Genomic DNA, 24,752 nt, shown 5'->3' with positions numbered 1-24,752 from the left:
AATTGGGATTTCATGACATCCTAGACTGGGCATTTGCTCGTCATTTAAACCCGCTAAGTTGGTACATCCGTCCCATTTTTTTAATCATTATTTGTTATTTTGCTTATCGACGTAGTTGGAAAGGTATAATCATTACTTTTCTTTTAATGACAAGTAGTATGGTTTGGTTTCCAGCGCCGGAAACGATTGACCCCCAAATGCAGGTTGTATTGGATTATGAAAAAATGTTATTAAGTAACCCTCTTTCAGCTGTCATAACGATATTCATTGGTGTTATTTTTGTCGTACTTGCCTGTATTGCATTTTGGAAACACTCATTAAAAATGGGCTTAGTCATTGTAAATGTCACGTTGATTGGAAAAATTGTGTTTGGCTTGATGTTTACAGGTGAAAATGGTTTGGCTCCTATAGGGACTACTATATTTGGATTAATCATTGTGAATGGAATCGGGTGTTATATATTTTATCGGAAACAAAAAAAGGTTTACCGTCATAAAGAATGAGCGCTTTCCCTTGTTCCAGGAAAGCCCCCGATTGCAGAATAGTCACCAATCCTTGTTTGTCAGAGCCTTGCTTTAAACAAATCTTCTCGAGTCTTATCTTGAGTATCCTTTCAGTGTTGGTGTTCCGGGACAATTTTCAACAATTGGGGTTCACTTATTGAAATAAGACAATGTCCCTTTTCTTAAATCGGCCATTTAATTGAATAATGAAAAAAATAAAGGAATTGTTTTAGCAATCGAGAATAAGTCCATAGCAATTATGTGTGAAAAGCTTAAGAAAACAAAGAAGGGAGAAGATGATATGAAAGAAACGCAAAATCATCTGCAACTACCAAATGTCGTGCCACTTGACGAATGGCTTGTAGCTCGTAAGGAACTGCTAGTTAAAGAAAAGGAATTCACTAAGGCGCGGGATGCGCTGAATGCCGACCGTCGCCGACTCCCAATGGTAGAGATTGATAAGGACTATGTCTTAGATGGTCCGCATGGTAAGACCAGTTTGCTTGATCTGTTTGAAGGACGTCCTCAACTTATCGTGCATCACTTCATGTTCGATCCTGATTGGGAAGCAGGTTGCCCGGCTTGCTCGCTGGCTGCGGACAATATCGGCCATCTTGCGCACCTGCATGCACGCAACACGTCATTGGCTCTGATCTCCCGTGCTCCGTTTCCCAAGCTCCAACGGTACAAGGAACGCATGAGTTGGAACATTTCTTGGTACTCGTCCTTCGATAGCGACTTTAACTATGACTTTCACGTTACGCTGGACGAATCCATCGCTCCGATTGAATACAACTACCTGACCAAAGACGAGCTTGTTCAGAAGGGAGTACCTGTTGATTCCGGACAGTCAATGGAAGTGCCTGGCGTGAGCACCTTTCTTCGCGATGGCGAAAGAATTTTTCACACGTATACGACTTACTCCCGTGGAACTGACCTACTACTTGGTATCTTCAACTATCTCGATTTAACAGCTCTTGGCAGGCAGGAGGACTGGGAACAGCCACCTGGACGCAGTGATGGCAACGGCAAGACATGGCTCAGCCGTCATGACGAATATGAACACTCTTTTGAATCGGATTCATGCTGCCATTCAAAGAAGAGCGATTTATAATCAATGTAGTTCATCTATAAATAGTTGTTAACAGATATTTAAGAAACGGGCCCTTTTGTTTAATATCCAAAATAATCAAAAGTCGAAATATGCAAGTTTTTTATTCATTTCTTGCGTGTTTTCGGCTTTTTCTATTCAAAAAACATACAGCCATAAACAGCAATTTTTAAATGCCAAATACACTAAGCCTCCATTTTATTTCAAAAACAAAATCATTTAAAAAAAGAATTGACCTCATAAAAAGATCAATTCTTCAACGATTTTTATTTAGATAATGCCTTTTTTAATGTTTCAAGATTTTTATTCATTAAGCTGAAGTAATCCTCTTTATTCTTTAAATCATCTTCTGATATTGATTCAAGATTAGATAAAGTAAGATCCTCAGCTCCAATTTCATTTCGGACAATATCTGAGATCTTGCTGCTTACATTGCTTTCAAAGATGACATACTTAATGTCATGTTCTTTAGCTGTTTCGATTATCTTTTGCAGCTGTTTTTGTGAAGGCTCCTGGGTTGGAGAAAGCCCCAGAACACTAATTTGTTCAAGACCATAGCTTTCTTCCCAATATCCGTAGGCAGCGTGAGAGACTAAAATTTCTTTTTTGGGAGACTCCTCGATCACTTTATGATATTCTGCATCAAGTGTCTCAAGCTCTTTTTTTAATTGGGTGAAGCTTTTCTCAAAGTCCTCTTTTGCCTCTGGTTTCAGCTCGATTAAAGCTTCTTTTATATTTTCAGCGATTTCAATCGAAAGCATTGGATCCAGCCAAATATGCGGATCTTTATCACCATGATTATGGGCATGGTCATCAGCGTGAGCATTACCTTCCTTATGGGCATGGTCATAAGCGTGAGCATCACCTTCTTCATGAGTATGGTCATCAGCGTGAGTATCCCCTTCTTCGTGAGCCTCCCCTTCTTCGTGGGCATGGTCGTCAGCGTGAGCCTCCCCTTCTTGAGCATGATCATGGGTTGCTTCAGATAACTCTACGCCTTCCCCGGCTTTGACAATTGATACGTCTTCCCCTTTTAATGTTTCGGAAGCTTTGTCAGCAAAGCCTTCAAGACCAACACCAGAATAAATAAAGGCATCACTTTCTGCTAGTTTAACCATATCTTTTGTTGAAGGATCAAACGTATGAGCATCAGCATTTGGCGGATAAATACTCTCTACCTCAACATGTTCACCGCCAATTTTCTTTGTAAAGTCCTGGATAGGAAAGATCGTTGTATATATTTTAAGCTTTTCACTGGATTGCGAATCAGAGCTTTGTTTGGTATCTGTTTGACTTGGCTCACTGTTACATCCAGCGAGAACAGATCCAATTATTAAAAGAAATGTAATTAAGAATGCTTTTTTCATGGAAATCTCCTCTCTCTTCATAAAACCACCTTTTATAGTTGGGGACATTATATATATATCTGCTTTTGAATTTCTCACTTTGATGGCATAAACAAATCATAATTGTTTCGATTTAGTATAGTTCCTACACATTATATCGTAATTATTACGATCTGAAAATACCAATATAAAAGATTTATACTTTCTGAAAATTCCGCAGTTTACTAATGATTGAGTCAAACTCCAAAAGAAGGAAGTGGATCATTGAATTGTTTCCAGTTTTCTTTCATTTCTTTATCGGATAATAAGCAAGTATCAAGGGTCCTCTCAATTACTTCTTGATTCATTTCAATTCCAATAAAAACTAGTTCAATTTGCCGGTCGCCATACACCTTATCCCACTTTTCTAATAGTTCTGGCTCTTCCTTGAGTACAGCATTTTTTTCTATTGATGGAAGTGCTGCAACCCATTCGCCTGCTGCTTGAAGCATAATGGAAGTCCCTGCTTGTGAGAGCAGTCCTGCCATATTGTGGCGGCTAGCAAGCCAGAAAAATCCCTTTGCTCGAACTATATCAACCGGCCAATTCTCAAGCCATTCCATTAACCGTTCTGGATGAAATGGTCTTCTTCTGCGGTAAACGAATGATGAAATCCCGTATTCTTCTGTTTCAGGAGTATGTTCTTCATTTAATTCTTTAATCCAGCCTGCTCCTTGACTTGCTTTATCAAAATCAAAACGTCCTGTATTCAAAATTTCATTCAAACGAACCTTACAAAAAGAAGCAGGGATGACTTTAGCTTCAGAATTTAGTTTCTTTAACATATGATACAGTTCATCCAAATCCTCTGTTGATAAAAGGTCTGCTTTATTTAAAAGAATGATGTCAGCAAATTCAATCTGGTCAATTAGAAGATCCACGATTTCCCGTTTATCTGTTTCATCAATCCCTTGCTGTCTGTCAAACAGACTTTCACCTGATGCGAAATCATCCCAAAAGCGATTTCCATCCACTACTGTCACCATGGTATCGAGCTGGCAATGTTTTGTTAAATCGATTCCAAGCACTTCATCAACATAAGTAAAGGTTTGGGCAACAGGAATCGGTTCACTTATTCCCGATGACTCTATAATTATGTAATCGATATTACCCCGGCTTACTAATTTTTCAACCTCAAGCATGAGATCCTCTCTTAATGTGCAGCAAATGCAGCCATTTTGCATTTCTACGAGCTTTTCTTCTGTTCTGGAAAACGAAGATTTAATTAAGCTTCCATCAATATTGATTTCACTCATATCGTTTACGATAACCGCGATTTTCAAATCATGCTCCTCTTGCAAAATGTATTTTAATAATGTTGTTTTTCCAGCCCCTAAATATCCGCTTAATACTGTAACGGGGATTTTATGATTCATGAAAATATCCTCCTTTTACAAATCGTAATGTTTACGATTTGTAAAATATTTTATCGGTTTTCTTAAGATTTAGCAAGTGTTATGATATATTTATATAAAATTTAATTGAAAATGAGGGAAAGAAAATGAAATTACTTAATGAAATCATTCAATACAATCAGGAATTTGTAGAAAAAAAAGAATATGAAAAATATGAAACGACCAAGCTTCCAAACAAAAAAATGGTGATTTTAACTTGCATGGATACAAGGCTTATTGAGCTTCTGCCACAGGCGATGAATGTTAGAAATGGCGACGTAAAGATTGTTAAGAGTGCGGGTGCAATTGTTACACACCCATTTGGGAGCATAATGAGAAGTTTGCTTGTGGCTGTATATGAATTGAATGCAGATGAAATTTGCGTTGTCGGGCATCATGATTGCGGAATGAGTAAATTAAATGCTGATTCGTTTTTGGAGAAAGCGGTCAATAGAGGAATAGATGAAGAGAAAATCGATATGCTTAAGTACTCAGGAGTTGATTTGCAGCAATGGCTTCAAGGATTTGATTCTGTTGAAGAAAGCGTCAGCTTCACTGTCGATCAAATTGCGAATCATCCATTATTATCGAAGGATGTTCCAGTTCATGGGTTAGTCATTCACCCAACTACAGGCAAACTGGATTTGGTTGTTAATGGTTATGACGCTCAGTAATTTGTTTCTTTTCTGGAACGGGATCAATTCCGCCAGGGTGAAAGGGATGACATTTCAGAATTCTTTTTATTGTTAAATAACCTCCTTTCATTGCGCCAAACCGTTTGATCGCCTCAAGCCCATAATGAGAACAGGTTGGATAAAACCGGCATGTCGGTGGTTTAATTGGGGAGATAAATTTTTGATAAAATTGGATTAAGAAAAGGAATATTAATTTCATGCTGGACACCTGCCTTTTTAATCATTATATCTAATGAAAAGGCAAATAGAAAAATTTCATGCAAACTTGATTAAACTGACTCATTATATCGGAATTAATTATGTGCTATACTTAGTAAGGGAGATTTAGAAAGGGGAGTGAAGATTTCATGCCTTCAGTAGAAAGCTTTGATTTAGATCACAATGCTGTAAGAGCCCCCTATGTTCGCCATTGTGGAGTTCATAAAATTGGCTCAGATGGTCAAGTCAATAAATACGATATTCGTTTTTGCCAGCCAAATAAACAAGCAATGAAACCGGATGTAATCCATACTTTGGAGCATCTATTAGCTTTTAGAATTCGTGAATATGCTGAAAAGTATGATCACTTTGATATTATTGATATTTCTCCAATGGGCTGCCAAACAGGATATTATCTTGTTGTAAGTGGAGAGCCAAAGGTGACAGAAATTATCGATTTGCTTGAAGATACAATGAAGGATGCGGTCGAAATTACAGAAATTCCGGCTGCTAATGAACGCCAATGCGGGCAAGCAAAGCTTCACGATTTAGAAGGAGCAAAACGCTTAATGCGCTTCTGGCTCGATCAAGACAAAAAAGAATTAGAGAAAGTGTTCGGTTAATGATAAACCCGCTGTATGGCGGGTTTATTTGTTTTTTAAGATAATCACTCTGACAGTCTTGATCATAAAAAGAATTTATCGACCGGAAAATGAAATAAGCAATATATCTGGAAAAATGCAATTAAATCGATAGGAAAATGGAGTGTATTATCTTCACAAATTGTTTAATTTTATGAGGCTTATTTATATTGTATCCGCTGTCAATTAAAGCTAATATGAATGGGGAGAATAGGAAAAAGAGCTCATATCCTATCGTATGATTCCGAGAAGGGTGAAGAAAATGAATAGATTCATTGGAATGTTTTTTTTAATGTCCATATTGAGTATGACAGCAGCATGCGGGCAGACTTTGGAAAATAAAAATGGAGAAAGCGAACAAAAAGAATTACATATCCTCGACGTTGAGCTATCAGGTCCTAAAAAGCTGGACATTAACCAAGAAGGGGAATTTATTGCACAAGTCTCGTTAGGGGAAGAGAAGGTTAATGATGCGGATGAAGTCGAATTTGAAATATGGCTTGATGGAAACAAGGATAAAAGTGAAATGGTCCGTGCCGAGGAATTGGGGGAGGGCAAGTATGCGGTTTCTAAAAAATTTGACAAAGAAGGAACGTATACGATTCAGTCACATGTTACAGCAAGGGATCAGCATACTATGCCAAAAATGACGGTGCAGGTGGGGGCGGGAAGTCCATCTAATCAAAGCCATGGGAGCACACATTCTCATGAACACGGTGCAGTAAAGATAAGCTTGAAGGAGTCATCGGCAATACAAAGTGGTACAGAAGTTCCCCTAGTTGTACAAATTAATAAAAACGATAAGCCGCTTAAAGGTGCACAGGTCCGCTTTGAAATATGGGAAGCTGATAGTAAAAAGCATGATTGGATCGACGCAGCTGAGAGTGAAGAAGAAGCTTACGAAGGAACTTACACTTTTAAAGAAAAAGGCAAGTACGAGATTCAAATTCATGTAGAAAATAACGAAGGATTGCATGAGCATAAGCAATTTCAAGTAAACGTTAAATAATGTTAATTACAATCAGTTAACAGGTCGCATGGCGGTCTGTTTTTTTATGATAAGAAAGGAGGAATTCTAAGCAAAATGAAGCCCCATGTATTCTCTGCTATATACCCTGAATTAAAAAATCCCTCACTAACGATTATTATAAGTTCTCTGCGATTTTATCAATAAAGGACTTGACTGAGAGAAAGCATATTGGAGTTGACTAATTTCAAAGCCATTTAACAATATTGAGTTGTGGTTAAAACGATGGTATGAAAAATAAATCTAATTGTTCCATATTTTCTTGCCACAAGGCACTTTTATTGGCCCCGTCTACCCGCTTTCTTTCCTTATCATAAAATTTACTGGCCGATTCTTAGAATTTATTTGCCGGATGAGCAATTTTAGTTTCCATTACTAGATTTTATTGTCCTGTCTGAACCTTTATTGGCGGATTTGTCCTGATACTGGCCACACACAACATCTGTCGAAAACTCCAAATGGTAGTAACAACGATCGTGATTCATAATCCTGGCTTATGTTTGGACAACCGCCTCTTTCTTTCCTTCAAGTTGGTTTTTCCCCATCCTCTAGAGAGTCCTTACCTATTAGGATTCCTTACTGCTGTGTATATAGGTTAAAAAGAAACTTCTTTTGTAAACAGTAAATAAAATTAAGTTGACATATTAGTTGAGGTTTTTGTAGAATGACGAGTAAATAAGTATAGGAAGATAGGAGTCTACTATGAAAACTAGAGATATGACGTACATTGCTTTATTTACAGCCATTATGGCCGCTCTTGGCTTTATCCCGCCCCTTTTCTTAGCCTTCACCCCTGTTCCGATCACTCTTCAGACGTTGGGTGTTATGCTTGCAGGTGGTATACTAGGTTCGAGACTAGGAGCATTGAGCCAGATTGTGTTTTTATTCCTGGTAGCTGCCGGTTTGCCGTTATTATCTGGAGGCCGCGGCGGACTTGCCGTCTTTACAAGTCCTAGTGCAGGTTATTTATTGGGATATGCATTTGCTGCGTTCGGCATAGGATATATGATCGAACGGTTTCGCTCGGTTTCCTTTTGGAAAGTGCTTCTAACAAATATTCTTTTTGGTATTTTATTAATTTATTTATTCGGTATACCGGTCCAAGCTTTCTTCATGAACGTCGATGTAATCCATACTGCAAAGCTTAGCTTGGTTTATCTTCCGGGCGATCTATTAAAAGCGGTTATGGCGGCATTTTTAGTAGGCAGATTAAGAAAAGCTATTGTAAACCGAAGCACTTATCATCAGTCTAGTTCGTAAAGGGGGAAGTCCTCTGGGTATTACATTACCGTATCAAACTCATGCGTCTGTTCATCCTGAGAGGGTAGCAGTCAAAACATCTACTAAACAAATAAATTATCAAGAGTGGCATCGTTTAATTAAACAAACTGGAGAATGGCTGGGAGCGATAACTGACTCAAACAAGATTGTAGCAATACTTCTTCCGAATTCGTTAGAGCTTCTGCAGCTGTTTGCTGGAGCAGCTTCTGCCGGGTGCACGGCAGTGCCTTTAGATCCAAGATGGAGTCCCTTTGAAATTCAAGAACGTTTGAAAATTTGCCATCCTAAGGTCATCATTGCCTCACAGGAAACAATTTATAAAGTAGAGCAGTTAGAATATCCAAAGCTTCTAATCGAAAATGGAATGGAAATAGATGATAGTCCGAATTCAAAATCTGATTCTTTTATAAATACCTCATTTTATTTAGGCTTTACATCCGGTTCAACTGGAAAACCAAAGGCCTTTACCAGATCCCATCAATCTTGGATAGAGAGCTTTTCTTGTAATCAATTAGACTTAGATATGACAGCTTCTGAACATGTTCTTATTCCGGGTTCATTGGTTCATTCACATTTTTTGTATGGAGCGATTAGCACCCTCTATTTAGGGGGAACAGTTTATTTATTGGAGAAATTCACTGTATCCAAATTGACTTCTTTTCTTACGAAATTTCCGATAAGTGTGCTATATGTAGTTCCTACCATGATTGAAGCTCTAATAAAAGAAGAAATAAGTGTTGATAAACAAATTAAGGTCATTTCCTCTGGAGCAAAGCTGGAATCAGTGACTAAAGAGAAAATGAAACAGTTTTTTCAGCGGCTGTCATTATACGAATTTTATGGGGCGTCAGAACTCAGCTTTGTTTCAATTTTGTCCAGTGAGCATCCTGATGAGAAGAAAGCCTCAGTTGGAAGGCCATGTCATAATGTGAAGGTGGAGATTCGCCATTTAAACGGAGAAATTCAGCCTGCAAATGAAATTGGCAAAATATTTGTTAAAAGTGATTTGCTTTTTAATGGATATTTGCAATCGGAATCAAATGGGATGGATAAGGACGGCTGGATGACTGTGCATGACTTGGGCTATTTAGATAAGGATGGATTTTTATATCTTGCCGGCAGGGAAAGCAATATGATTCTTTATGGAGGAATCAATATATTTCCAGAAGAAATCGAGTCTGTTCTTAGCCAACATCCAAAAGTGAGGGAAGCAGCTGTCATTGGTATACAGGATGAGTATTGGGGGTCGATCATAGGTGCCGTTATTCAAGGAGATCCAAGTAAAGGAGAGCTAAGAAGCTTTTGCAAAGAACATTTAGCCTCTTTTAAAATACCCCGGAGATGGGTTTTTATTGATGAAATGCCCCACACAATAAGCGGGAAAATTGACCGTGTGCTCGTGAAAAAGATGTTTTATGAACAAATTGGGATGAAATCATGAAGCATGCAGTGATTGTAAATGCAAAAAGAACGATAATTGGTAAAAAAAGCGGACTATTAAAGGGTGTGCCGCCGCATTTTTTAATTGAACCAGTTTTCCGCTATTTAAGTACAAATCTTGTGGAACAGATTAACGATATCATTTTAGGGAATGTAGTGGGGCCGGGCGGTAATATAGCAAGATTATCCGCTTTACAAGCGGGTTTCCCTTTATCTGTGCCTGGTGTGACGATTGATCGCCAATGCAGCGCAGGGCTGGAAGCGATTCGACTGGCTTGCTACCTCATTCAAGGGGGTGCAGGGACAGTATATCTAGCAGGTGGAACAGAGAGCTGCAGCACTTCATCTTTCCCCGGCCGGGCTCGTTTCTCCCCGGAAAATATCGGGGATCCGGATATGGGAATCGCTGCAGAAAATGTAGCAGCTGAGTATAAAATTACAAGAGATATGCAGGATCAGTATACTGAAATGAGCTATGCACGGAGCTGGAATGCTTATGAAAGCAGTTTATTTACGGATGAAATTGTTCCTATTTCAAACCATGTGATAGATGAAGGTTTTCTAAAAAAAAGAAACATAAAACAATTACTGCAAAGAGCTAAGCCTGTCTTTCAAAACCAGGGAACGGTCACACCGGTTAACAGCTGTGGAATAAATGATGGTGCCAGTGCTGTATTAGTCATGGAGGAGCAAACAGCTAAGGAGTATGGTTTTCAGCCTGTTCTTCAATTTGTGGATAGTGAGGTATCAGGAGTATCCCCGCTCCTGCCTGGTATTGCGCCTGTATCAGCTATTCAATCTTTATTAGAGAGACATTCATTAACCATGGAGGATATAGACTTAATTGAAATAAATGAGGCGTTCGCATCAAAAGTAGCCGCTTGTGCAAAAGAACTTAACATACCATATGAAAAGCTGAATGTTCGCGGCGGAGCTTTGGCATTGGGCCATCCATATGGAGCATCAGGCGCCATCCTCATCACTCGTTTATTTCATGAAGTAAAAAGGAGAAAAAACACCAAATATGTATTGGCAGCCATTGGAAGCGGGGGAGGAATCGGCCTTGCGGTTCTGTTTAAAGCCTATAATTAGCTGGAAAGAAAGAGGCTGTCCGAAAAGGGTAATTCATTAATAATTGTAAATCAAGAATGTTAATATATCAGCATTCTGAAACATGTAAAGGGGCATCCAATAGCCGAAAAATCGACTTATTGGACAGCCCCTTTTTATAAGATCAGAAAATTTAAGTTAATTAAAGTATTAACGTGTTAAAGAGTATTGTCGTAGTCTAGCTCTAGGCGTCATCGGCCTATCGGTCATAAGCCAATAGGCGGGCGCATTGCACATTTCTTAATGTATTTAGAAAGGATAGTATGAAGAAATACAAAATAATATAGCATTAGTTAGGACAAAAAAATGGATTAGTGGAAAATAACTCGTAGATGGAGCTAATAATTTTGAATGGCGGCAAATAACCCTTAGAAGGTGGCCAATAAATTTGATTCAAGGAAAATAATTCGTAGATGCGGCCCATAAAATTAATTTACATCCAATAAATTGTAGATGGAGCTAAAAAATTTAATATGAGGAAAATAAAATCGTTCATCCGGCCAATAAATTCATAGAATTAGACAGTAAAATTTGTGATAGGGAAAGAAAATGGGAAGTGGCAGACAGTAAAAAGGAGGTATGGCAAATTAATAGAGTAATGAATAAACCCATGGACGGTTCACCTGTAAGTAAAAAAGAAGTTAAGGACAGAATCAATAAAAAAGCCGCTAATAAAGTCTTGGTGTGCGGTCCATAAAATTATTTTTCGAATAACATCAATGTTGAGACTGTTAGCGAATTAAAAAATGGGAAATAATGTTTATACTAATAAATCCATAAGAACTATTGTGCAAGCAGGATATAAGTGATTTTTATAGTTGAAAATATTCCGTGCAATTGAGCCAATTTCAATTTAAGATTAAGATAAATCGAAGTTTTTACGATTTAACTATTGTCTATTAAAATATAATTCTGTAGAATCCAAGTGTAGCAGGTCATTAATTGTTCATATCTTTACTAGACAAAACGTATGATATACTGCTAGGAGAAAAATGAAAGATTGGAGATTACCAGATGAAAAGATCCCCACTGTCAATGGTGAAAGAAACAATAGCATTGGCATTGATAGGTTTGTTTCTATATTTATTTATTTTTATTGATTTTCAAGAGCTTTCCATTGATATTCCAGGTCCTTTGCTCAATCTTAATACCATTTTTCTAAGTATTGTGCTGGAGGCGATCCCATTTATTTTGCTGGGAGTATTTGTCTCAGCTTTGATTCAGGTTTTTATTTCTGAAGAGACCATCAAAAGATTATTGCCTAAAAATGCGATCATCGCTCTTTTCCCAGCAGCGCTTTTAGGTGCCATTTTTCCGATCTGTGAATGCGCAATCGTACCAGTTGTAAGGAGATTGATTAAAAAAGGGATGCCTTTGCATGTTGGAGTCGTTTTTTTAGTAGGGGCCCCAATTTTAAATCCAGTAGTTTTTGCCTCAACTTACTATGCATTTCAATCTGCGACGGAAATTGTTTATGCACGAATGGGACTAGCCTTTATCCTGTCGATCATCATTGGGTTTATGATGTACATATTATTTAAAAATCGCGATCAGCTAAAGTGGACAAGAGATGAGCTAGTCGGAAAAGGTGTCCTTGATAATCAACAGGAAATTGGAAAAGTGAAGTCTACCTTTTACCATGCAAGTGATGAATTTTTTGAAATGGGGAAGTACTTAATTTTTGGAGCTTTCCTTGCCAGTTTGTTTCAAACGTTCCTCGACCGTTCGTTATTAGCGGAGCTTGGCTCAAGTGAATTTATTGCCCCCGGTGTTATGATGGCCTTTGCATTTGTCCTTTCCCTTTGTTCAGAAGCAGATGCGTTTGTTGCCGCCTCTTTTGGAGGAACATTTACAGCCGGCTCGTTGATTGCTTTTCTCGTCTATGGACCAATGCTTGATCTAAAAAATACAATCATGCTGTTTGCCTTTTTCCGTGCCAAATTTGTAGCCGCCTTTATTGTGGTTGTCACCATTTTGGTGTACATCTCAGTATTAGTATATCAGCAGGTTTTTGTATAAAAAAGGAGCTGAAAAAAAGTGCAAAAAACTCCGGATTACCGGTTTCATTTATATATTAGAGGCATAATCCTGCTTGGCTTTACAATGCTTATGTTCAAATTGCTTATAACAGGAAATATAACGAATTTTATTGCCCCAAAGATGATTCCATTTATTTATTTTGCGGTCATTACGTTTCTTATTTTAGGTGTTATTCAGATTTGGCGAAGCGGATCGAAAAAAGAGTCAGAAATCGTATGTAATTGCGGATTTGATCATTCTGATGGGAGCTCGCCAATTCAATCTCTTATTATTTATTCTTTGTTTGTTATCCCTGTTGTCACCGGTTTTATTTTTCCAGAAACGGTTCTAGACAGTTCAGTTGCAGCTAAAAGAGGATTTAAGACAGGGTTAACACAGGAACAGTCCCAAAGCTCTCCAGATAAAGAAGAGCAAGCTTCACCAGATGATGAAGAATTAGCTGAACTTTATCTAGAGGATCCAGATGAATATATGAAGAAGCTTGAGGAGCGAGTTGAGAAAAAAGGGGAAGAGGAGGCAAATGCTGAAAATATTCCATTAGAGCATCCAGAAGGATTCATTATTCAAGACCCCCCAGAAGGATTTTACGAAGAGCTTGAACAAAAAATGCTTAAAATGGACAAAATTGTCCTAACCGAAGATAATTATATAGCTATGACAAACATATTAGATCAAAATCCGGAAAAGTTTATTGGCAAAGAAATTGAATTTTTTGGATTTGTTTATCGTGAGGATAACTTTAAAGAAGATGAATTTGTTGTTGCAAGATTTGGTCTCTCATGCTGTGTCGCAGATGCATCAGTCTATGGAACTTTAACTACTTTTGCACAAGCAAGCGAGTATGAAACAGATGAGTGGGTAAAAGTCAGCGGCAAACTCACCAAAACCGACTATGAAGATTTTGTACTGCCTTATGTTCAAATTGAAAATATCGAAAGAATCGAACAGCCGAAAGAACCTTATGTGTATGAGGTTTATGAGTAAAGGCATCAGGGCAGTGCAGTAAATCGGTATTATTGCTGGAACATGAGGTTATTTCTACGGCCACTAGATTAATTGCACCTTTAAGAAAAAATTGCACAGTCATCGGAATAAATGCGATTTCTTAAAAATAATTTTACATTTATTGGAATATATGCACTATCACGAAAATAATCGCACCTTTATCAAAATAATTCCACACAAATGTAACGAATGCGTGAACCAACCTTATATAGCTTATTTAACGTAAAAAGCTGTCCATTTGATATGGGCAGCTTTTTCACGATTTATCCTTATCTGCTTTTGTTTGATCCTTATCTTCATCGAGTGCATCAATTGTATGTTTATATGTGTAAGCTTTTGAAGTAGTAAGTAAACTTATTACTAAAATAACGATAACAATAATGATACAAATCACTAACCACTTAATCAAAAACCCGTCCTCCTTTGTCCGTATTATTTTAACATGACTATTTGACAAAAAATAAGATATTTTTAACAATATGAAAGATTCAAGTGGTTTTTGCTCATACTAAAAACTGGCAAATAATAAAGGAACAAGATGGAGGAAAATTTAATATGTCTGAACAATTAATAACAACCGTTAACAAACAAGTAGCAAACTGGAGTGTATTATATGTGAAATTACATAATTATCATTGGTATGTAACAGGAAAGGATTTCTTTACACTTCATGAAAAATTTGAAGAGTTCTATACGGAAGCTGCGACATATATTGATGATCTAGCAGAAAGAATGCTCGCTTTAGGCGGGAATCCTGTTGGAACAATGAAAGAAATTCTTGATTTATCCTCTGTGAAAGAAGCAGCTGGAAATGAAACAGCAGAGCAAATGGTGCAAAATATATATGATGATTTTTCTATGGTTGCGGATGAGTTAAAAGAAGGTATGGATGTAGCAGATAAGGTCGGCGATGAGACAACAGGAGATATGCTCCTTGCCATTCACCAGACAATCGAAAAGCATAATTGGATGTTAAAAGCATATCTCGGTAAATAGAGACTGTCTCTGCAGTCTTTATTATTTTGTGAAAAAAGGTCCCTATTTCAAAGCTTGTTACTAACATTGAGATGAAGACTTAACCTTCCTTAAAAGGATGATTTCAACTCCGCTTTTCAGGTGGGGAGTCTTCCTTTATTCCTCCATCGTTATATCCACTCTTATTTTCTCAGCCAGAAACAGACCGATCATTGATTTTAAATCGTCTTCATTACAATTCTGAATAAAATCCATTATTTCCTGCTTAGTCAAAGCGTTAATATATTCAAATGTATAAGCCTCAATATCCTCATCATCTGCCCGAAATCGAATTTCCTCATTATCCAGCCAGTTTAATTGATGTTTCATATCCCTGTCTCCTTTCCTTTTTCACCTAGTATTCACTGATCTCGGATATGACATTCGATCTATAAGATCAGCAACAGCCTCCATTCGGTCTTTATAACGAACCATTTTTGAAAAAATCCAATCTCTTTTTATCCCTTTGACATAAAATACCATATACAATTATTATTGAAAGGAAGTCCTTGGTATGAAATTGGGACTAGTTGCAAAGGATTTTTTCTTTGGCACAATTTTAATCATTCAATTTCTAATTGGGAATGTTGTTAATATATTTCTAATTCTGCTTACATTAATGGCCTTTGAGTTTTTAAGTACAACTTTATCTGAATTTGTAAATAGCAGAATTAAACTCCGGTCTTTATTTATTCGCTTCTTTAAAAAATGTATCACAGTTATCATTGTTTCTATTGCTCATTTTACGGATGTTCTACTCGAGACAGAGGACACGGTAAGAAATGTAACGATTACTTTTTACTTGTTTTACGAAACAATGAACATTCTTAAAAGAGCTGAAGAGCTGGGAATACCAGTTCCCCAGGTTTTGATTGACCTTATTAATATCGTAAAAAATAGACTTCGCCGTTAATGAAAAGTAATTTTCATTCAATTGGGAATAATACAGACAAAGATTGAAGGGGGTTATGGGTGTGGAAAATGGGAAAAAAATTTATTATGTTGCTGTTGCAAACGGTGAAATTTCACAGAACAGTACTTCTTCCTCTTGGGATTACAAAATTGAAGCAACCGATGAAGAAGTGACGAAACTAAGGGAATACTTTGATCAAATTTATTCTTCTGACTGGAAAGGATTTTACCGTGCGCATACTCCATATTTGGAATACCATTATGACAGAGAAAACGATGCTATTGATCAAACAAATATCCAAGTTTACAAAATGATTTATGAATTAGGCGACGAAGAAGCTAAAGCTCATATTAAAGAACAAGGAATCATTTCTAACATTGAAGATCAAGCATAGAAGTCCGTTATTAAGAAATACACAGTAAGAAGGTTCACTTATACAATTTTTCAGCATTGTGATAAGATGAGTAACAAGAGTTTGAAATCGAGGGATTTGAGTATGGAAACGTTTAAGGATTACTATCACAATGAAGTAACTTTATCATTTATGGACCACCCATTTTCTGCTGACCCAAAGCATGTTTGGGTTATCTGCCGCTTTCAGGATATGTGGCTTTTAACTGAGCATGGGGACCGGGGATATGAATTTCCGGGTGGTAAAGTGGAAAAAGGGGAAGACAGCAAGACTGCAGCATGCCGGGAAGTGAAGGAAGAAACAGGCGGTATCGTACAAAGACTTGTTTATATTGGACAATACAAGGTCATAGGTAAAGAAAAAATCATTATAAAGAATATTTTCTTTGCCAAAGTAAATCAAATCATTAAGCAACCCAGCTACTATGAAACGAAAGGTCCTGTTTTGTTAGATAAACTGCCAAATGACATCAAACAAAATCCTAAATTTAGTTTTATTATGAAAGATGATGTTTTAAATCGCAGCATGCAAAAGCTGTATGAATATCATTTAGTATGAAAACAGGGCTTACCGTATTTTTTTCGGTAAGCCCTTATTTATCGATAAAGATCTTTATTGCTCATCTTTAATCACTTTCTTTTCTATCCATTCAACAGCTTGATACATAATGGTCGCAAAAATGGCAATGAGAAAAAGACTCATTAAGACAAGAGTAAAATTAAACACTTGAAATCCATAAATAATCATATAGCCTAATCCTCTTGCAGAAACTAAAAACTCACCGACAATTACCCCAACCCACGATAAGCCTACATTTACCTTTAAGGTTGAAATGATGGCAGGAAAGGAACCGGGTAAAATGGCTTCTGTGAAAATTTTAGATTTCGTTGCTTTAAAGGTTTTTAACACCTTTACATAATTTGGGTCCACTTCTTTAAATGCAGTATAGATAACAATGGTTGTGATAATAACGGAGATAATGGTACCCATCGCAATAATGGAAACAAATCCAGGTCCTAATGCAACAATGAGAATAGGTCCAAGTGCTACTTTAGGCATGGCATTTAGGATGACCAGATAAGGGTCCAGAATTTTTGAGAGCCTTGGAGACCACCAGAGAGCAGCAGCAAGCAAGGTGCCGAGTAATGTTCCTAAAATAAATCCAAGCACGGTTTCAAACAAGGTGACACTTACATGGGTAGTCAGGGATCCGTCTTGGAGCTTTTCCACTAACAAATTCCAAACTTTCGTGGGTGAGCTGAAGATTAACGGGTCAATCCATTCCCGCCTGGCAGCCACTTCCCATATGGAAAAAAAGGAGATGAAAATCAGGATTTGATAGAAACGAACCCAACGCTGTTCTTTTTTTAGTCCATAAAGGTAGTTTTGGTGGAGGAGATCAATTTTCTTCTGATGTTTATTCAAGTTGATCTAGCTCCTTCCATATTTGCTGAAACAAAGTAGAGAACTCCTCATGCTGTCTTGCTTCAAATGGCAGTAATTGCTTTAATTCATTTGGAACGATAAACATTCTTGCAATCGTTCCTGGTTTTTTTGATAACAGAAAAATCCGATCACTCATTGCAATGGCTTCCTCAATATCGTGTGTCACAAGCAGAGCTGTTTTTTCATACTCTTTTAACGTACTAAATACTAAATTTTCAAGTTTTAATTTTGTTTGATAATCTAATGCAGAAAACGGCTCATCCAGTAAGAGAATTTTTGGGTTTGTTGAAAGTGTTCTTACTAATGCTGCCCTTTGTCTCATACCACCAGATAATTGCCTAGGAAAATGCTTTTCGACATTATGAAGACCGATTTCATTTAACAAATGCAGGCTTTTCTGTTTGGTTTTTTCATTGATTTGCTTTGAGATTTTTAACCCAAGTAAAATGTTTTCTTCGATTGTCTTCCAAGGAAATAAGTAATCTTGCTGAAGCATATATCCGATAGAAGATTGCATTCTTCCGACCGTTTCATTTTTAATTTTGACAGATCCCTCTGTAGGCTCAATTAGCCCGGCGATAATGGATAGTAATGTAGTTTTTCCGCACCCGCTTGGGCCAAGGAAGGAAATAAATTCACCCTCCTCGATTGATAATGAGATATTTTCTAATGCTGTTGTAGCAGATTCTTTTGTAAAATATGTGTGATACACTTGATCAATTGTTAAAAAAGACATGAAAGGTCCTCTCCTTACTTTGAAGATACCTCTTCTGCAATAGATGTATTTACTAAGGAGGAGTGATCAATTCTTTCAGGAAGTTCTCCGGCTTCTTCCATAATATCCTGAAGGTTATTCCATTCTTCCTCATCCAAAATAGGATCTGATGCAAAAGATTCTTGTTGTTTGTAACGGTCAATGACGGTTTCTACAATCTCAGGGTCTGTATCAGGAAATTGTTCCAGAATTGAGGTTGCGATATCCTTTGCATTATTTTCTTCCACCCATTGCTGAGCTTTATAAATTGCTTTAGTAAATTTCTTGACTGTATCTTGATTTTTATCAAGGTAGCTTTCTTTCGCCATGAACGTTGTATAAGGGACACGTCCTGATTCTGAGCCAAAAGAAGCAACTATGTGGCCCCTGCCTTCTTTCTCAAAAATACTTGCTGTCGGCTCAAAAAGTTGCACATAATCTCCCGTTCCTGAGGCAAAGGCATTGGCGACATTCGCGAAATCAATATTTTGAATAAGGTTTAAATCCTCGTGCGGATCGATACCATTATTCTTTAAAACAAATTCGCCGACCATTTGCGGCATACCGCCTTTGCGCTGTCCCAAGAACGTGCTGTCTTTTAATTGATCCCATTCGAATTGTTCTGCTTTCTCGCGGGATACTAAAAAAGTCCCATCCGTCTGGGTAAGCTGGGCGAAATTAATGGCAGGGTCTTTTGAGCCTTGGGCATGAACATAAATAGATGTTTCAGAGCCTACCAGGGCAACATCTGCTCCATCTGAAAGCAGGGCAGTCATTGTTTTATCCCCTCCGGCAGTTGTTGTTAACTCTACGTCAAGCCCCTCTTCTTTAAAAAAGCCTTTAGATAAAGCAACGTAAAGGGGTGCATAAAAAATAGAATGGGTAACTTCCGCCAGGCGAATCTTTTGAAGTTCATTTTGATTACATGCCGTTAGGGGAAGGGTAAGTAATAAAAGAACAACAAATATAAGCATCCATTTTTTCATCTTGTCATCCTCCTTGGTGTATTTCACCATGTTGATTAAGGGTAAGTTCTTAAAATAAAATATGTGTAAGAAGAAAAATGTGTGAATGCCTATATGTGCAGAAAGAAGTGAAATGTAATTGAAGGAAGGAACTATTATTCATAAGCAGTTATTCCCTTCTCCTAACCCAAGTGTGGAATTAAGTTTAATAACCTATCAATCAAAAGGATTAAAAATTAAAGGGTTATTAGCTGTTCCAAACGGTGATGAAATCATTGATGGATTCCTTTACTTGAGAGGAGGCATTAAAAATGTCGGTATGGTCAGACCCGGAAGAATCATCCAGTTTGCTTCAGAAGGCTTTGTCGTCATGGCTCCTTTTTACCGAGGAAACCAAGGTGGTCAAGGAAATGAAGATTTTGCCGGTGACGATCGGCACGATGCCATCACCGCAGTCGAGCTGCTCAAGGAGCATCCGCGTGTAAATCCTGAGAGAATTCATGTTTTCGGTTTTTCAAGGGGAGGAGTTATGGCGCTTCTGACAGCTATACATGAACAAAAGATACGATCTGTTGTGACTTGGGGCGGTGTTTCTGATATGTTTTTAACTTATATTGAAAGAAAAGATCTGCGAAGAATGATGAAACGAGTGATTGGCGGGCCCCCGACCAAATTTCCAGAGCGTTATAAATGGAGAACACCATTGTACCAATTGGAAAAATTAAGCGCTCCTACTCTTATTATACATGGCAGGAAAGATAAAAATGTCTCCCCCCAGCATGCATACAAGCTGGAAAATCGTTTAAAGGAATTAAACAAGCAAGTTGAAAGCTGGTACTTCAACCAATATACACATTATTTTCCTCCGCAGGAGAACAGGGCAGTAGTAAAGAATTTAACAGCATGGATGAAAAAACAGTAACATTGAAAAAACGTGATAAAATGAGAAAAAGGTAAAAAAAGGAGCGATCTTAATGGGGATGCCTGTTGAATTTAACACCATGATTGTCACAAAAGGAAAGGAAATTCGATTAGAAGAGAACATTTTTCAATTACATAAAAACGGATATCGCATTTACCCTATCGATATTCCATTAGAGGTTCGTAAAACAATAGAGGGGGAGGTATCAGGTAAAGCCTTAATTAAAAAGGTTGAAATGGAAAACCATAAAACCATAATCACGTATCAACTGGTCGCGTTAAACTCAACAAATTAGCAGGCGGGTTTTCTATTAAAACTTAAGATAAGAAGGAAGCTTTATTACGAAGTAAATCTATTCGATAACAATAAAAAAGGGACTGATCCACGTTTAATGGAGAGTCCCTTTATCAATCATGCCGTTTTTATAGGATCTTTTTGAAATTTCTTTTTCTTGCCGAACCTTCCAACCATCATCGTTAAAGCCCCGTCTCCAGTAACATTCGTTGCTGTTCCAAAGCTATCCTGGGCAAGATATAAGGCAATCATTAACGAAATCATTGTCTCATTGAAGCCAAGCATTGATTCTAATAGACCCAATGATGCCATCACAGCTCCTCCTGGAACTCCCGGAGCTGCAATCATTGTAATCCCAAGCATTAAAATAAACGGAATAAGCGTTCCAAGGGTCGGAGTAGTCCCATTTAACAGCATAACTCCTAGTGCACAGCTTACAATCGTTATTGTACTTCCTGAAAGGTGTATAGTAGCTAAAAGAGGAACTGTAAAGTCAGCTATTTTTTCCTTTACATTAGTCTTTTTTGCTTGCTCAAGCGTAACAGGAATGGTTGCTGCAGATGACTGTGTTCCAAGAGCTGTGAAATAGGCAGGTGCCATTGTTTTTAACAATTTAAAAGGATTACTCTTTTTCATCATTCCAGCAATGCTATATTGAATAAGAAGCATGACAAAATGCAAAATAATAATCATGACGAAAACTTTAGCAAACACAGAAAGAATCGATTGAACTTGTCCTCCGTACGTCATGTTTGTAAAAATACCAAATATGTGAACAGGAAGCAGAGGAATAATGACAACTGAAATTAGCTTTTCGACAATTAACTGAAAGTCTTCAAACGCTTTTTTCAGCGTATCCTGCTTCATTGATGCAAGTCCTATACCAATAATAAAGGCAAATAATAATGCACTCATTACTCCCATAATCGGAGGCATTTCCACCTTGAAAAACCCTTCTATTAGAAATTCCTCTGGGTTATCCATGCTTTGTAATTTATTTCCTGTAATAAAGCCAGGTAAAATCCTGTTTCCAACAAGGAATGCTAACAAACCAGCAAGGATCGTAGATGCATAAGCGAAAGCAGTGGTTAAGGCTAAAAGCTTCCCAGCTCCTTTTCCAATTTGTGCGATTCCTGGAGCAATAAAGCCAATGATAATTAACGGGATTACAAACCCGATGAAGTTTTCAAACAGTCCATTAAACGTAGCAAATCCTTTAACAAGCCACTCCGGTGAAATCGAACCAACTATAATCCCTAATACTATAGCAAAAATAATTTTTGGCAAAAGTCCTAATTTAAACTTCATTCATTGTCCTCCTAAAACGTACAAGTGTTTTCTATAAAAAGATAATACTAAAAATAACATATTGATTATTATATTTAAATAGAAAATTATTGTTAAATAATTGGAACTATCCATTATCCCACTCTTAAGAGCTGAAAACTTTATGGCTCTGCCCTCAGTGAAGCAAAGAAAATAGGTGGAAATAACTGCCCGCAAGAGACAGGAAAAAGAGCAAAGACTAAAAGCGTCATTTCCTTGGCAACATTTGTGTGTCGCCATTCTGCGGGCCTCATCTACCTATCAATGGTGACGAAAAAACCTTGCTGATGGGAGGTTTAACATAAGCTTTCTTGTAAAACTAAAAAAAACTGTTTGAACAACTAAACTGTTCAAACAGTTTTTTAAATTATGTCCTTACTAGGAGCAGTTTCAGCTTACTCCCTTTATACTAAAGGTCCACCAAGCTGTTCAATATGTCCTGGGACATGGGCGAATTTTTTAAAGTTTTCTTTAAATTTAGCGGCAAGCTCTTGAGCTTTTTGATAATAAGCTTCTTGATCCTCCCATGTTTTTACTGGCTGCAGTACTTCATCAGGTACACCTGGTACATTGAGGGGAATATGAAGCCCGAATGTTTCATCAACAGTTTCCTCGACAAGATCCAGCTCACCTTCAAGTGCCGCTAGAACCATTGCTCTAGTGTATTTTAAACTCATTCTGCTGCCGATCCCATATTCTCCGCCAGTCCAGCCTGTATTCACGAGATAGACGCTAACGTCATGTTCTTCGATTTTTTTACCAAGCATTTCGGCATATCTAGTTGCAGGAAGCGGAAGAAAAGGTGATCCAAAGCATGTAGAGAATGTGGCTTCCGGGGATGTAATGCCGCGCTCTGTTCCTGCTAGCTTACTAGTATATCCACTTAAAAAATGATACATGGCTTGTTCTTTTGTTAACTTGCTAATTGGAGGCAGCACGCCAAATGCATCAGCCGTTAAAAAGACGATCGTATTTGGATGTCCTGCAACACTTGGCATCACAATGTTGTCCATTGCATCTAAAGGATATGCAGCACGAGTGTTTTCAGTGAAGAAGGTATTATCATAATCAGCTTCACCTGAAACCTCATCAAGGACAACATTTTCCAATACAGAGCCAAATCGTATGGAGTTGAAAATTTGCGGTTCCTTTTCTTTAGAAAGGTTAATACATTTTGCATAACAGCCGCCTTCTATATTAAACACACCGGAGTTTGACCAGCCGTGTTCATCATCCCCAATTAGTTTTCGGTTTGGATCAGCTGAAAGGGTAGTCTTTCCAGTGCCTGATAATCCGAAAAATAAAGCTACATCGCCTTCAATACCGACATTGGCAGAACAGTGCATAGAGAAAATATCCTCTTCAGGCAATAAGTAATTCATAATCGAGAAAATTGATTTCTTCATTTCTCCAGCATATTCTGTTCCACCGATTAGAATGGTACGTTTTTCAAAGGAAACTATAATGAAGGTTTCTGAATTCGTACCGTCTACGAGCGGGTCTGCTTTAAAATTTGGTGCAGAGAGGATCGTGAAGGGGAGTTTATCTCCAGCTGGCTCCTCCTTCTCGGGACGAATGAACAACTGCCGGGCAAACAAATTGTGCCATGCAAATTCATTAATCACGCGAATTGGTAAACGGTATTTGTAATCAGCCCCTGCATATCCATCAAATACAAACAATTCATCTTTATTTTTTAAATGGTCGATAACCTTCGCATATAGCTTTTCAAAAACCTCTTCGGAAATTGGCTGATTTACACTGCCCCAATCAACTTTTTTTTCCGTAGAGTTTTCTTTCACAATGAATTTATCTTTAGGAGACCGACCTGTGTAAGCTCCTGTAGTAGCTCTGATTGCTCCAGTTGAAGTGATGGTTCCTTCTTTTCTTTCTATAACCTTTTCAACAAGCTTTGACACAGATAAGTTATGATAAGTATTTTTCGCTTTTAATAGCTCAGTCAATTCGTTTGAAACCTCAATTGTTTTCATGTATTTCTCCTTCCTTTGGCTTTGCGCTTGTATTAATAATCCAACCTTAGTTCGTAAACTTACAATTAGTATAACACATTAGAATTAATAGTCTATACTATATATGCTTATTTTACGTTTTATTCTTAAAATTGGTTCACTATTTAATGAAAAAGAGGTTTGAAAAATCAAAGTTTGGCCGATTTCATCATTTCCCACCATTGACTTCTAGAGGCCGGAGGTGAGATGTCAGATTAGAAGCAATCGGCGAGACACCGATTGCCTTCAATCAGAATGTTTAAGTCTCCAAAAAATCCATGAGATAAGGTGTAATCAGCTCTTTCGCTGATTTCATCAAATTCCATATACGACTGTTCACTTCTAGCATGTGTTTTTTCTATTGACATTTCCCACTGTGGTAAGTTATTATATGACCTTGAACGGATACTCTTATCCTGAGCTGGTGGAGGGACAGGCCCTATGAAACCCAGCAACCTGCTTATCAATGGAAATTGGCTGAGAAAGAACCGCTTTATTGATTGTTTAGATGATGTTTCTATTTTGTTAGAAACGACTGACACGATTACATACAAGCGTCATCATCCGATATTTTCCGGGCAAAGGTGCTAACCTGATGCAAGGCTTAACAGGCCCTTGATCGATAAGAGTGAAAGGCTATGACGAAGATACATCCTTTCCTCGCGCTCTGCAGGGAAGGATTTTTTATTTTGTAAGTGGAAAAGAAACGGATTTATGCTAAAATAATGCATATTTTTCTTCTATCCATCTATTTTTAGTTAATAGGAGAATAAGTTAAATTAATCATGAGCATTAATGCGGTCTTCCGTCGTCCAGCTTTAGTCCTTACCAGCTTTTAGTTATCCCAGGTTTGACAGGACGCGATTC

At 37.6% G+C, this 24,752-nt stretch carries 26 protein-coding genes and 1 riboswitch; of the genes, 16 read left to right on the top strand and 10 right to left on the bottom strand.

Features of this window, described 5'->3' with window-relative positions:
- The first annotated feature begins 2 nt into the window (after window positions 1-2).
- Window positions 3-503, top strand: a complete 501-nt coding sequence (locus IC621_RS08410) for a hypothetical protein (protein ID WP_191157677.1) — start codon at window positions 3-5, stop codon at window positions 501-503.
- A 301-nt stretch (window positions 504-804) separates the two neighbouring features.
- Window positions 805-1,617: a DUF899 domain-containing protein gene (locus IC621_RS08405; RefSeq protein WP_191157727.1), complete on the top strand. Its 813-nt coding sequence runs from the start codon at window positions 805-807 to the stop codon at window positions 1,615-1,617.
- 263 nt (window positions 1,618-1,880) lie between these two features.
- On the opposite strand, the gene IC621_RS08400 is transcribed toward IC621_RS08405, so the two are convergent.
- Window positions 1,881-2,981, bottom strand: a complete 1,101-nt coding sequence (locus tag IC621_RS08400) for a metal ABC transporter solute-binding protein, Zn/Mn family (RefSeq protein WP_191157675.1) — start codon at window positions 2,979-2,981, stop codon at window positions 1,881-1,883.
- A gap of 215 nt (window positions 2,982-3,196) precedes the next feature.
- Window positions 3,197-4,375, bottom strand: a complete 1,179-nt coding sequence (locus IC621_RS08395) for a GTP-binding protein (RefSeq protein WP_191157673.1) — start codon at window positions 4,373-4,375, stop codon at window positions 3,197-3,199.
- A 125-nt stretch (window positions 4,376-4,500) separates the two neighbouring features.
- Between IC621_RS08395 and IC621_RS08390 the strand changes: the two genes are divergently transcribed.
- Entirely contained in the window at window positions 4,501-5,067 is a 567-nt protein-coding gene (locus IC621_RS08390; protein ID WP_191157671.1) for a beta-class carbonic anhydrase, read from the top strand.
- On the opposite strand, the gene yidD is transcribed toward IC621_RS08390, so the two are convergent.
- Window positions 5,045-5,287, bottom strand: coding sequence for a membrane protein insertion efficiency factor YidD (yidD, locus tag IC621_RS08385; RefSeq protein ID WP_191157669.1), 243 nt, complete (start codon window positions 5,285-5,287; stop codon window positions 5,045-5,047). The two genes, IC621_RS08390 and yidD, sit on opposite strands and share 23 nt — an antisense overlap.
- Window positions 5,288-5,435: 148 nt before the next feature.
- Here yidD and IC621_RS08380 point away from each other — a divergent pair, with 148 nt between their 5' ends.
- The 7 genes from IC621_RS08380 (at window position 5,436) to IC621_RS08350 (ending at window position 13,809) form a co-directional block, all read left to right on the top strand.
- Window positions 5,436-5,909, top strand: a complete 474-nt coding sequence (locus IC621_RS08380) for an S-ribosylhomocysteine lyase (RefSeq protein ID WP_191157667.1) — start codon at window positions 5,436-5,438, stop codon at window positions 5,907-5,909.
- A 280-nt stretch (window positions 5,910-6,189) separates the two neighbouring features.
- A complete protein-coding gene (locus tag IC621_RS08375) occupies window positions 6,190-6,936 on the top strand; it encodes a FixH family protein (RefSeq protein ID WP_191157665.1) in 747 nt (248 codons plus the stop codon).
- 720 nt (window positions 6,937-7,656) lie between these two features.
- A complete protein-coding gene (locus IC621_RS08370) occupies window positions 7,657-8,214 on the top strand; it encodes a biotin transporter BioY (protein WP_191157663.1) in 558 nt (185 codons plus the stop codon).
- 13 nt (window positions 8,215-8,227) lie between these two features.
- Window positions 8,228-9,676, top strand: coding sequence for an AMP-binding protein (locus IC621_RS08365; RefSeq protein ID WP_191157725.1), 1,449 nt, complete (start codon window positions 8,228-8,230; stop codon window positions 9,674-9,676).
- Window positions 9,673-10,767 (top strand): acetyl-CoA C-acyltransferase, encoded by a 1,095-nt coding sequence (locus IC621_RS08360; RefSeq protein WP_191157660.1) that lies wholly within the window; start codon window positions 9,673-9,675, stop codon window positions 10,765-10,767. The genes IC621_RS08365 and IC621_RS08360 overlap by 4 nt, the downstream gene beginning before the upstream one ends.
- Before the next feature lie 1,032 nt (window positions 10,768-11,799).
- The gene (locus IC621_RS08355; RefSeq protein WP_191157658.1) at window positions 11,800-12,804 is read left to right on the top strand and encodes a permease; all 1,005 of its coding nucleotides are present in this window, start codon (window positions 11,800-11,802) and stop codon (window positions 12,802-12,804) included.
- 18 nt (window positions 12,805-12,822) lie between these two features.
- Window positions 12,823-13,809, top strand: coding sequence for a TIGR03943 family putative permease subunit (locus tag IC621_RS08350; RefSeq protein WP_191157656.1), 987 nt, complete (start codon window positions 12,823-12,825; stop codon window positions 13,807-13,809).
- A gap of 277 nt (window positions 13,810-14,086) precedes the next feature.
- Here the strand turns inward: IC621_RS08350 and ytzI are convergent, their stop codons facing one another.
- Window positions 14,087-14,239, bottom strand: coding sequence for a YtzI protein (gene ytzI, locus IC621_RS08345; protein WP_191157654.1), 153 nt, complete (start codon window positions 14,237-14,239; stop codon window positions 14,087-14,089).
- Between the two features lie 146 nt (window positions 14,240-14,385).
- Here ytzI and IC621_RS08340 point away from each other — a divergent pair, with 146 nt between their 5' ends.
- Window positions 14,386-14,826: a Dps family protein gene (locus IC621_RS08340; protein ID WP_191157652.1), complete on the top strand. Its 441-nt coding sequence runs from the start codon at window positions 14,386-14,388 to the stop codon at window positions 14,824-14,826.
- A 135-nt stretch (window positions 14,827-14,961) separates the two neighbouring features.
- Here IC621_RS08340 and IC621_RS08335 read toward each other — a convergent pair whose 3' ends face one another.
- Entirely contained in the window at window positions 14,962-15,174 is a 213-nt protein-coding gene (locus IC621_RS08335) for a hypothetical protein (protein WP_191157650.1), read from the bottom strand.
- 184 nt (window positions 15,175-15,358) lie between these two features.
- Here IC621_RS08335 and IC621_RS08330 point away from each other — a divergent pair, with 184 nt between their 5' ends.
- From IC621_RS08330 to ytkD, 3 genes are all read left to right on the top strand, one after another.
- Complete coding sequence (locus tag IC621_RS08330; RefSeq protein ID WP_191157648.1) at window positions 15,359-15,757, top strand: phage holin family protein; 399 nt, start codon at window positions 15,359-15,361, stop codon at window positions 15,755-15,757.
- A gap of 55 nt (window positions 15,758-15,812) precedes the next feature.
- A complete protein-coding gene (locus tag IC621_RS08325) occupies window positions 15,813-16,151 on the top strand; it encodes a hydrolase (RefSeq protein WP_191157646.1) in 339 nt (112 codons plus the stop codon).
- A gap of 102 nt (window positions 16,152-16,253) precedes the next feature.
- A complete protein-coding gene (gene ytkD / locus IC621_RS08320) occupies window positions 16,254-16,727 on the top strand; it encodes an RNA deprotection pyrophosphohydrolase (RefSeq protein WP_191157644.1) in 474 nt (157 codons plus the stop codon).
- 54 nt (window positions 16,728-16,781) lie between these two features.
- Here ytkD and IC621_RS08315 read toward each other — a convergent pair whose 3' ends face one another.
- From IC621_RS08315 to IC621_RS08305, 3 genes are read right to left on the bottom strand one after another with little or no spacing between them, the layout of a single operon-like run.
- On the bottom strand, window positions 16,782-17,594 hold the full coding sequence (locus tag IC621_RS08315) for an ABC transporter permease (protein ID WP_191157642.1): 813 nt from the start codon (window positions 17,592-17,594) through the stop codon (window positions 16,782-16,784).
- Window positions 17,587-18,351 (bottom strand): ABC transporter ATP-binding protein, encoded by a 765-nt coding sequence (locus IC621_RS08310; protein WP_191157640.1) that lies wholly within the window; start codon window positions 18,349-18,351, stop codon window positions 17,587-17,589. Before IC621_RS08310 ends, IC621_RS08315 begins: the two co-directional genes overlap by 8 nt.
- 14 nt (window positions 18,352-18,365) lie before the next feature.
- Window positions 18,366-19,355, bottom strand: a complete 990-nt coding sequence (locus IC621_RS08305) for an ABC transporter substrate-binding protein (RefSeq protein WP_191157638.1) — start codon at window positions 19,353-19,355, stop codon at window positions 18,366-18,368.
- A 118-nt stretch (window positions 19,356-19,473) separates the two neighbouring features.
- On the opposite strand from IC621_RS08305, the gene IC621_RS08300 reads away from it, so the two are divergent.
- Both IC621_RS08300 and IC621_RS08295 read left to right on the top strand, forming a co-directional pair.
- The gene (locus tag IC621_RS08300; protein WP_191157636.1) at window positions 19,474-20,256 is read left to right on the top strand and encodes an alpha/beta hydrolase family protein; all 783 of its coding nucleotides are present in this window, start codon (window positions 19,474-19,476) and stop codon (window positions 20,254-20,256) included.
- Between the two features lie 52 nt (window positions 20,257-20,308).
- Complete coding sequence (locus IC621_RS08295) at window positions 20,309-20,551, top strand: DUF2584 domain-containing protein (protein ID WP_191157634.1); 243 nt, start codon at window positions 20,309-20,311, stop codon at window positions 20,549-20,551.
- 116 nt (window positions 20,552-20,667) lie between these two features.
- Here IC621_RS08295 and IC621_RS08290 read toward each other — a convergent pair whose 3' ends face one another.
- Together IC621_RS08290 and pckA are read right to left on the bottom strand one after the other, a co-directional pair.
- On the bottom strand, window positions 20,668-21,858 hold the full coding sequence (locus IC621_RS08290) for a dicarboxylate/amino acid:cation symporter (protein ID WP_191157632.1): 1,191 nt from the start codon (window positions 21,856-21,858) through the stop codon (window positions 20,668-20,670).
- A 422-nt stretch (window positions 21,859-22,280) separates the two neighbouring features.
- Window positions 22,281-23,867 (bottom strand): phosphoenolpyruvate carboxykinase (ATP), encoded by a 1,587-nt coding sequence (pckA, locus tag IC621_RS08285; RefSeq protein WP_191157630.1) that lies wholly within the window; start codon window positions 23,865-23,867, stop codon window positions 22,281-22,283.
- Between the two features lie 426 nt (window positions 23,868-24,293).
- Window positions 24,294-24,514: riboswitch (SAM riboswitch) on the top strand.
- Window positions 24,515-24,752: the final 238 nt, after the last annotated feature.

It is taken from the genome of Metabacillus arenae (assembly GCF_014773385.1).
In the GTDB taxonomy this organism is placed as follows: Bacteria; Bacillota; Bacilli; order Bacillales; family Bacillaceae; genus Metabacillus_D; species Metabacillus_D arenae.
This window is presented reverse-complemented; position numbering and strand designations above follow the sequence as displayed.

Bases quoted from the DNA above. Each gene is read 5' to 3' on its own strand.
- IC621_RS08340 (WP_191157652.1), top strand. From the start codon at position 14,386: ATGTCTGAACAATTAATAACAACCGTTAACAAACAAGTAGCAAACTGG.
- IC621_RS08295 (WP_191157634.1), top strand. From the start codon at position 20,309: ATGGGGATGCCTGTTGAATTTAACACCATGATTGTCACAAAAGGAAAG.
- IC621_RS08335 (WP_191157650.1), bottom strand. From the start codon at position 15,174: ATGAAACATCAATTAAACTGGCTGGATAATGAGGAAATTCGATTTCGG.
- IC621_RS08390 (WP_191157671.1), top strand. From the start codon at position 4,501: ATGAAATTACTTAATGAAATCATTCAATACAATCAGGAATTTGTAGAA.
- IC621_RS08400 (WP_191157675.1), bottom strand. From the start codon at position 2,981: ATGAAAAAAGCATTCTTAATTACATTTCTTTTAATAATTGGATCTGTT.
- IC621_RS08405 (WP_191157727.1), top strand. From the start codon at position 805: ATGAAAGAAACGCAAAATCATCTGCAACTACCAAATGTCGTGCCACTT.
- ytkD (WP_191157644.1), top strand. From the start codon at position 16,254: ATGGAAACGTTTAAGGATTACTATCACAATGAAGTAACTTTATCATTT.
- IC621_RS08325 (WP_191157646.1), top strand. From the start codon at position 15,813: ATGGGTGTGGAAAATGGGAAAAAAATTTATTATGTTGCTGTTGCAAAC.
- IC621_RS08375 (WP_191157665.1), top strand. From the start codon at position 6,190: ATGAATAGATTCATTGGAATGTTTTTTTTAATGTCCATATTGAGTATG.
- IC621_RS08290 (WP_191157632.1), bottom strand. From the start codon at position 21,858: ATGAAGTTTAAATTAGGACTTTTGCCAAAAATTATTTTTGCTATAGTA.
- pckA (WP_191157630.1), bottom strand. From the start codon at position 23,867: ATGAAAACAATTGAGGTTTCAAACGAATTGACTGAGCTATTAAAAGCG.
- yidD (WP_191157669.1), bottom strand. From the start codon at position 5,287: ATGAAATTAATATTCCTTTTCTTAATCCAATTTTATCAAAAATTTATC.
- IC621_RS08380 (WP_191157667.1), top strand. From the start codon at position 5,436: ATGCCTTCAGTAGAAAGCTTTGATTTAGATCACAATGCTGTAAGAGCC.
- IC621_RS08330 (WP_191157648.1), top strand. From the start codon at position 15,359: ATGAAATTGGGACTAGTTGCAAAGGATTTTTTCTTTGGCACAATTTTA.
- IC621_RS08395 (WP_191157673.1), bottom strand. From the start codon at position 4,375: ATGAATCATAAAATCCCCGTTACAGTATTAAGCGGATATTTAGGGGCT.
- IC621_RS08355 (WP_191157658.1), top strand. From the start codon at position 11,800: ATGAAAAGATCCCCACTGTCAATGGTGAAAGAAACAATAGCATTGGCA.
- IC621_RS08370 (WP_191157663.1), top strand. From the start codon at position 7,657: ATGAAAACTAGAGATATGACGTACATTGCTTTATTTACAGCCATTATG.
- IC621_RS08360 (WP_191157660.1), top strand. From the start codon at position 9,673: ATGAAGCATGCAGTGATTGTAAATGCAAAAAGAACGATAATTGGTAAA.
- IC621_RS08305 (WP_191157638.1), bottom strand. From the start codon at position 19,355: ATGAAAAAATGGATGCTTATATTTGTTGTTCTTTTATTACTTACCCTT.
- IC621_RS08310 (WP_191157640.1), bottom strand. From the start codon at position 18,351: ATGTCTTTTTTAACAATTGATCAAGTGTATCACACATATTTTACAAAA.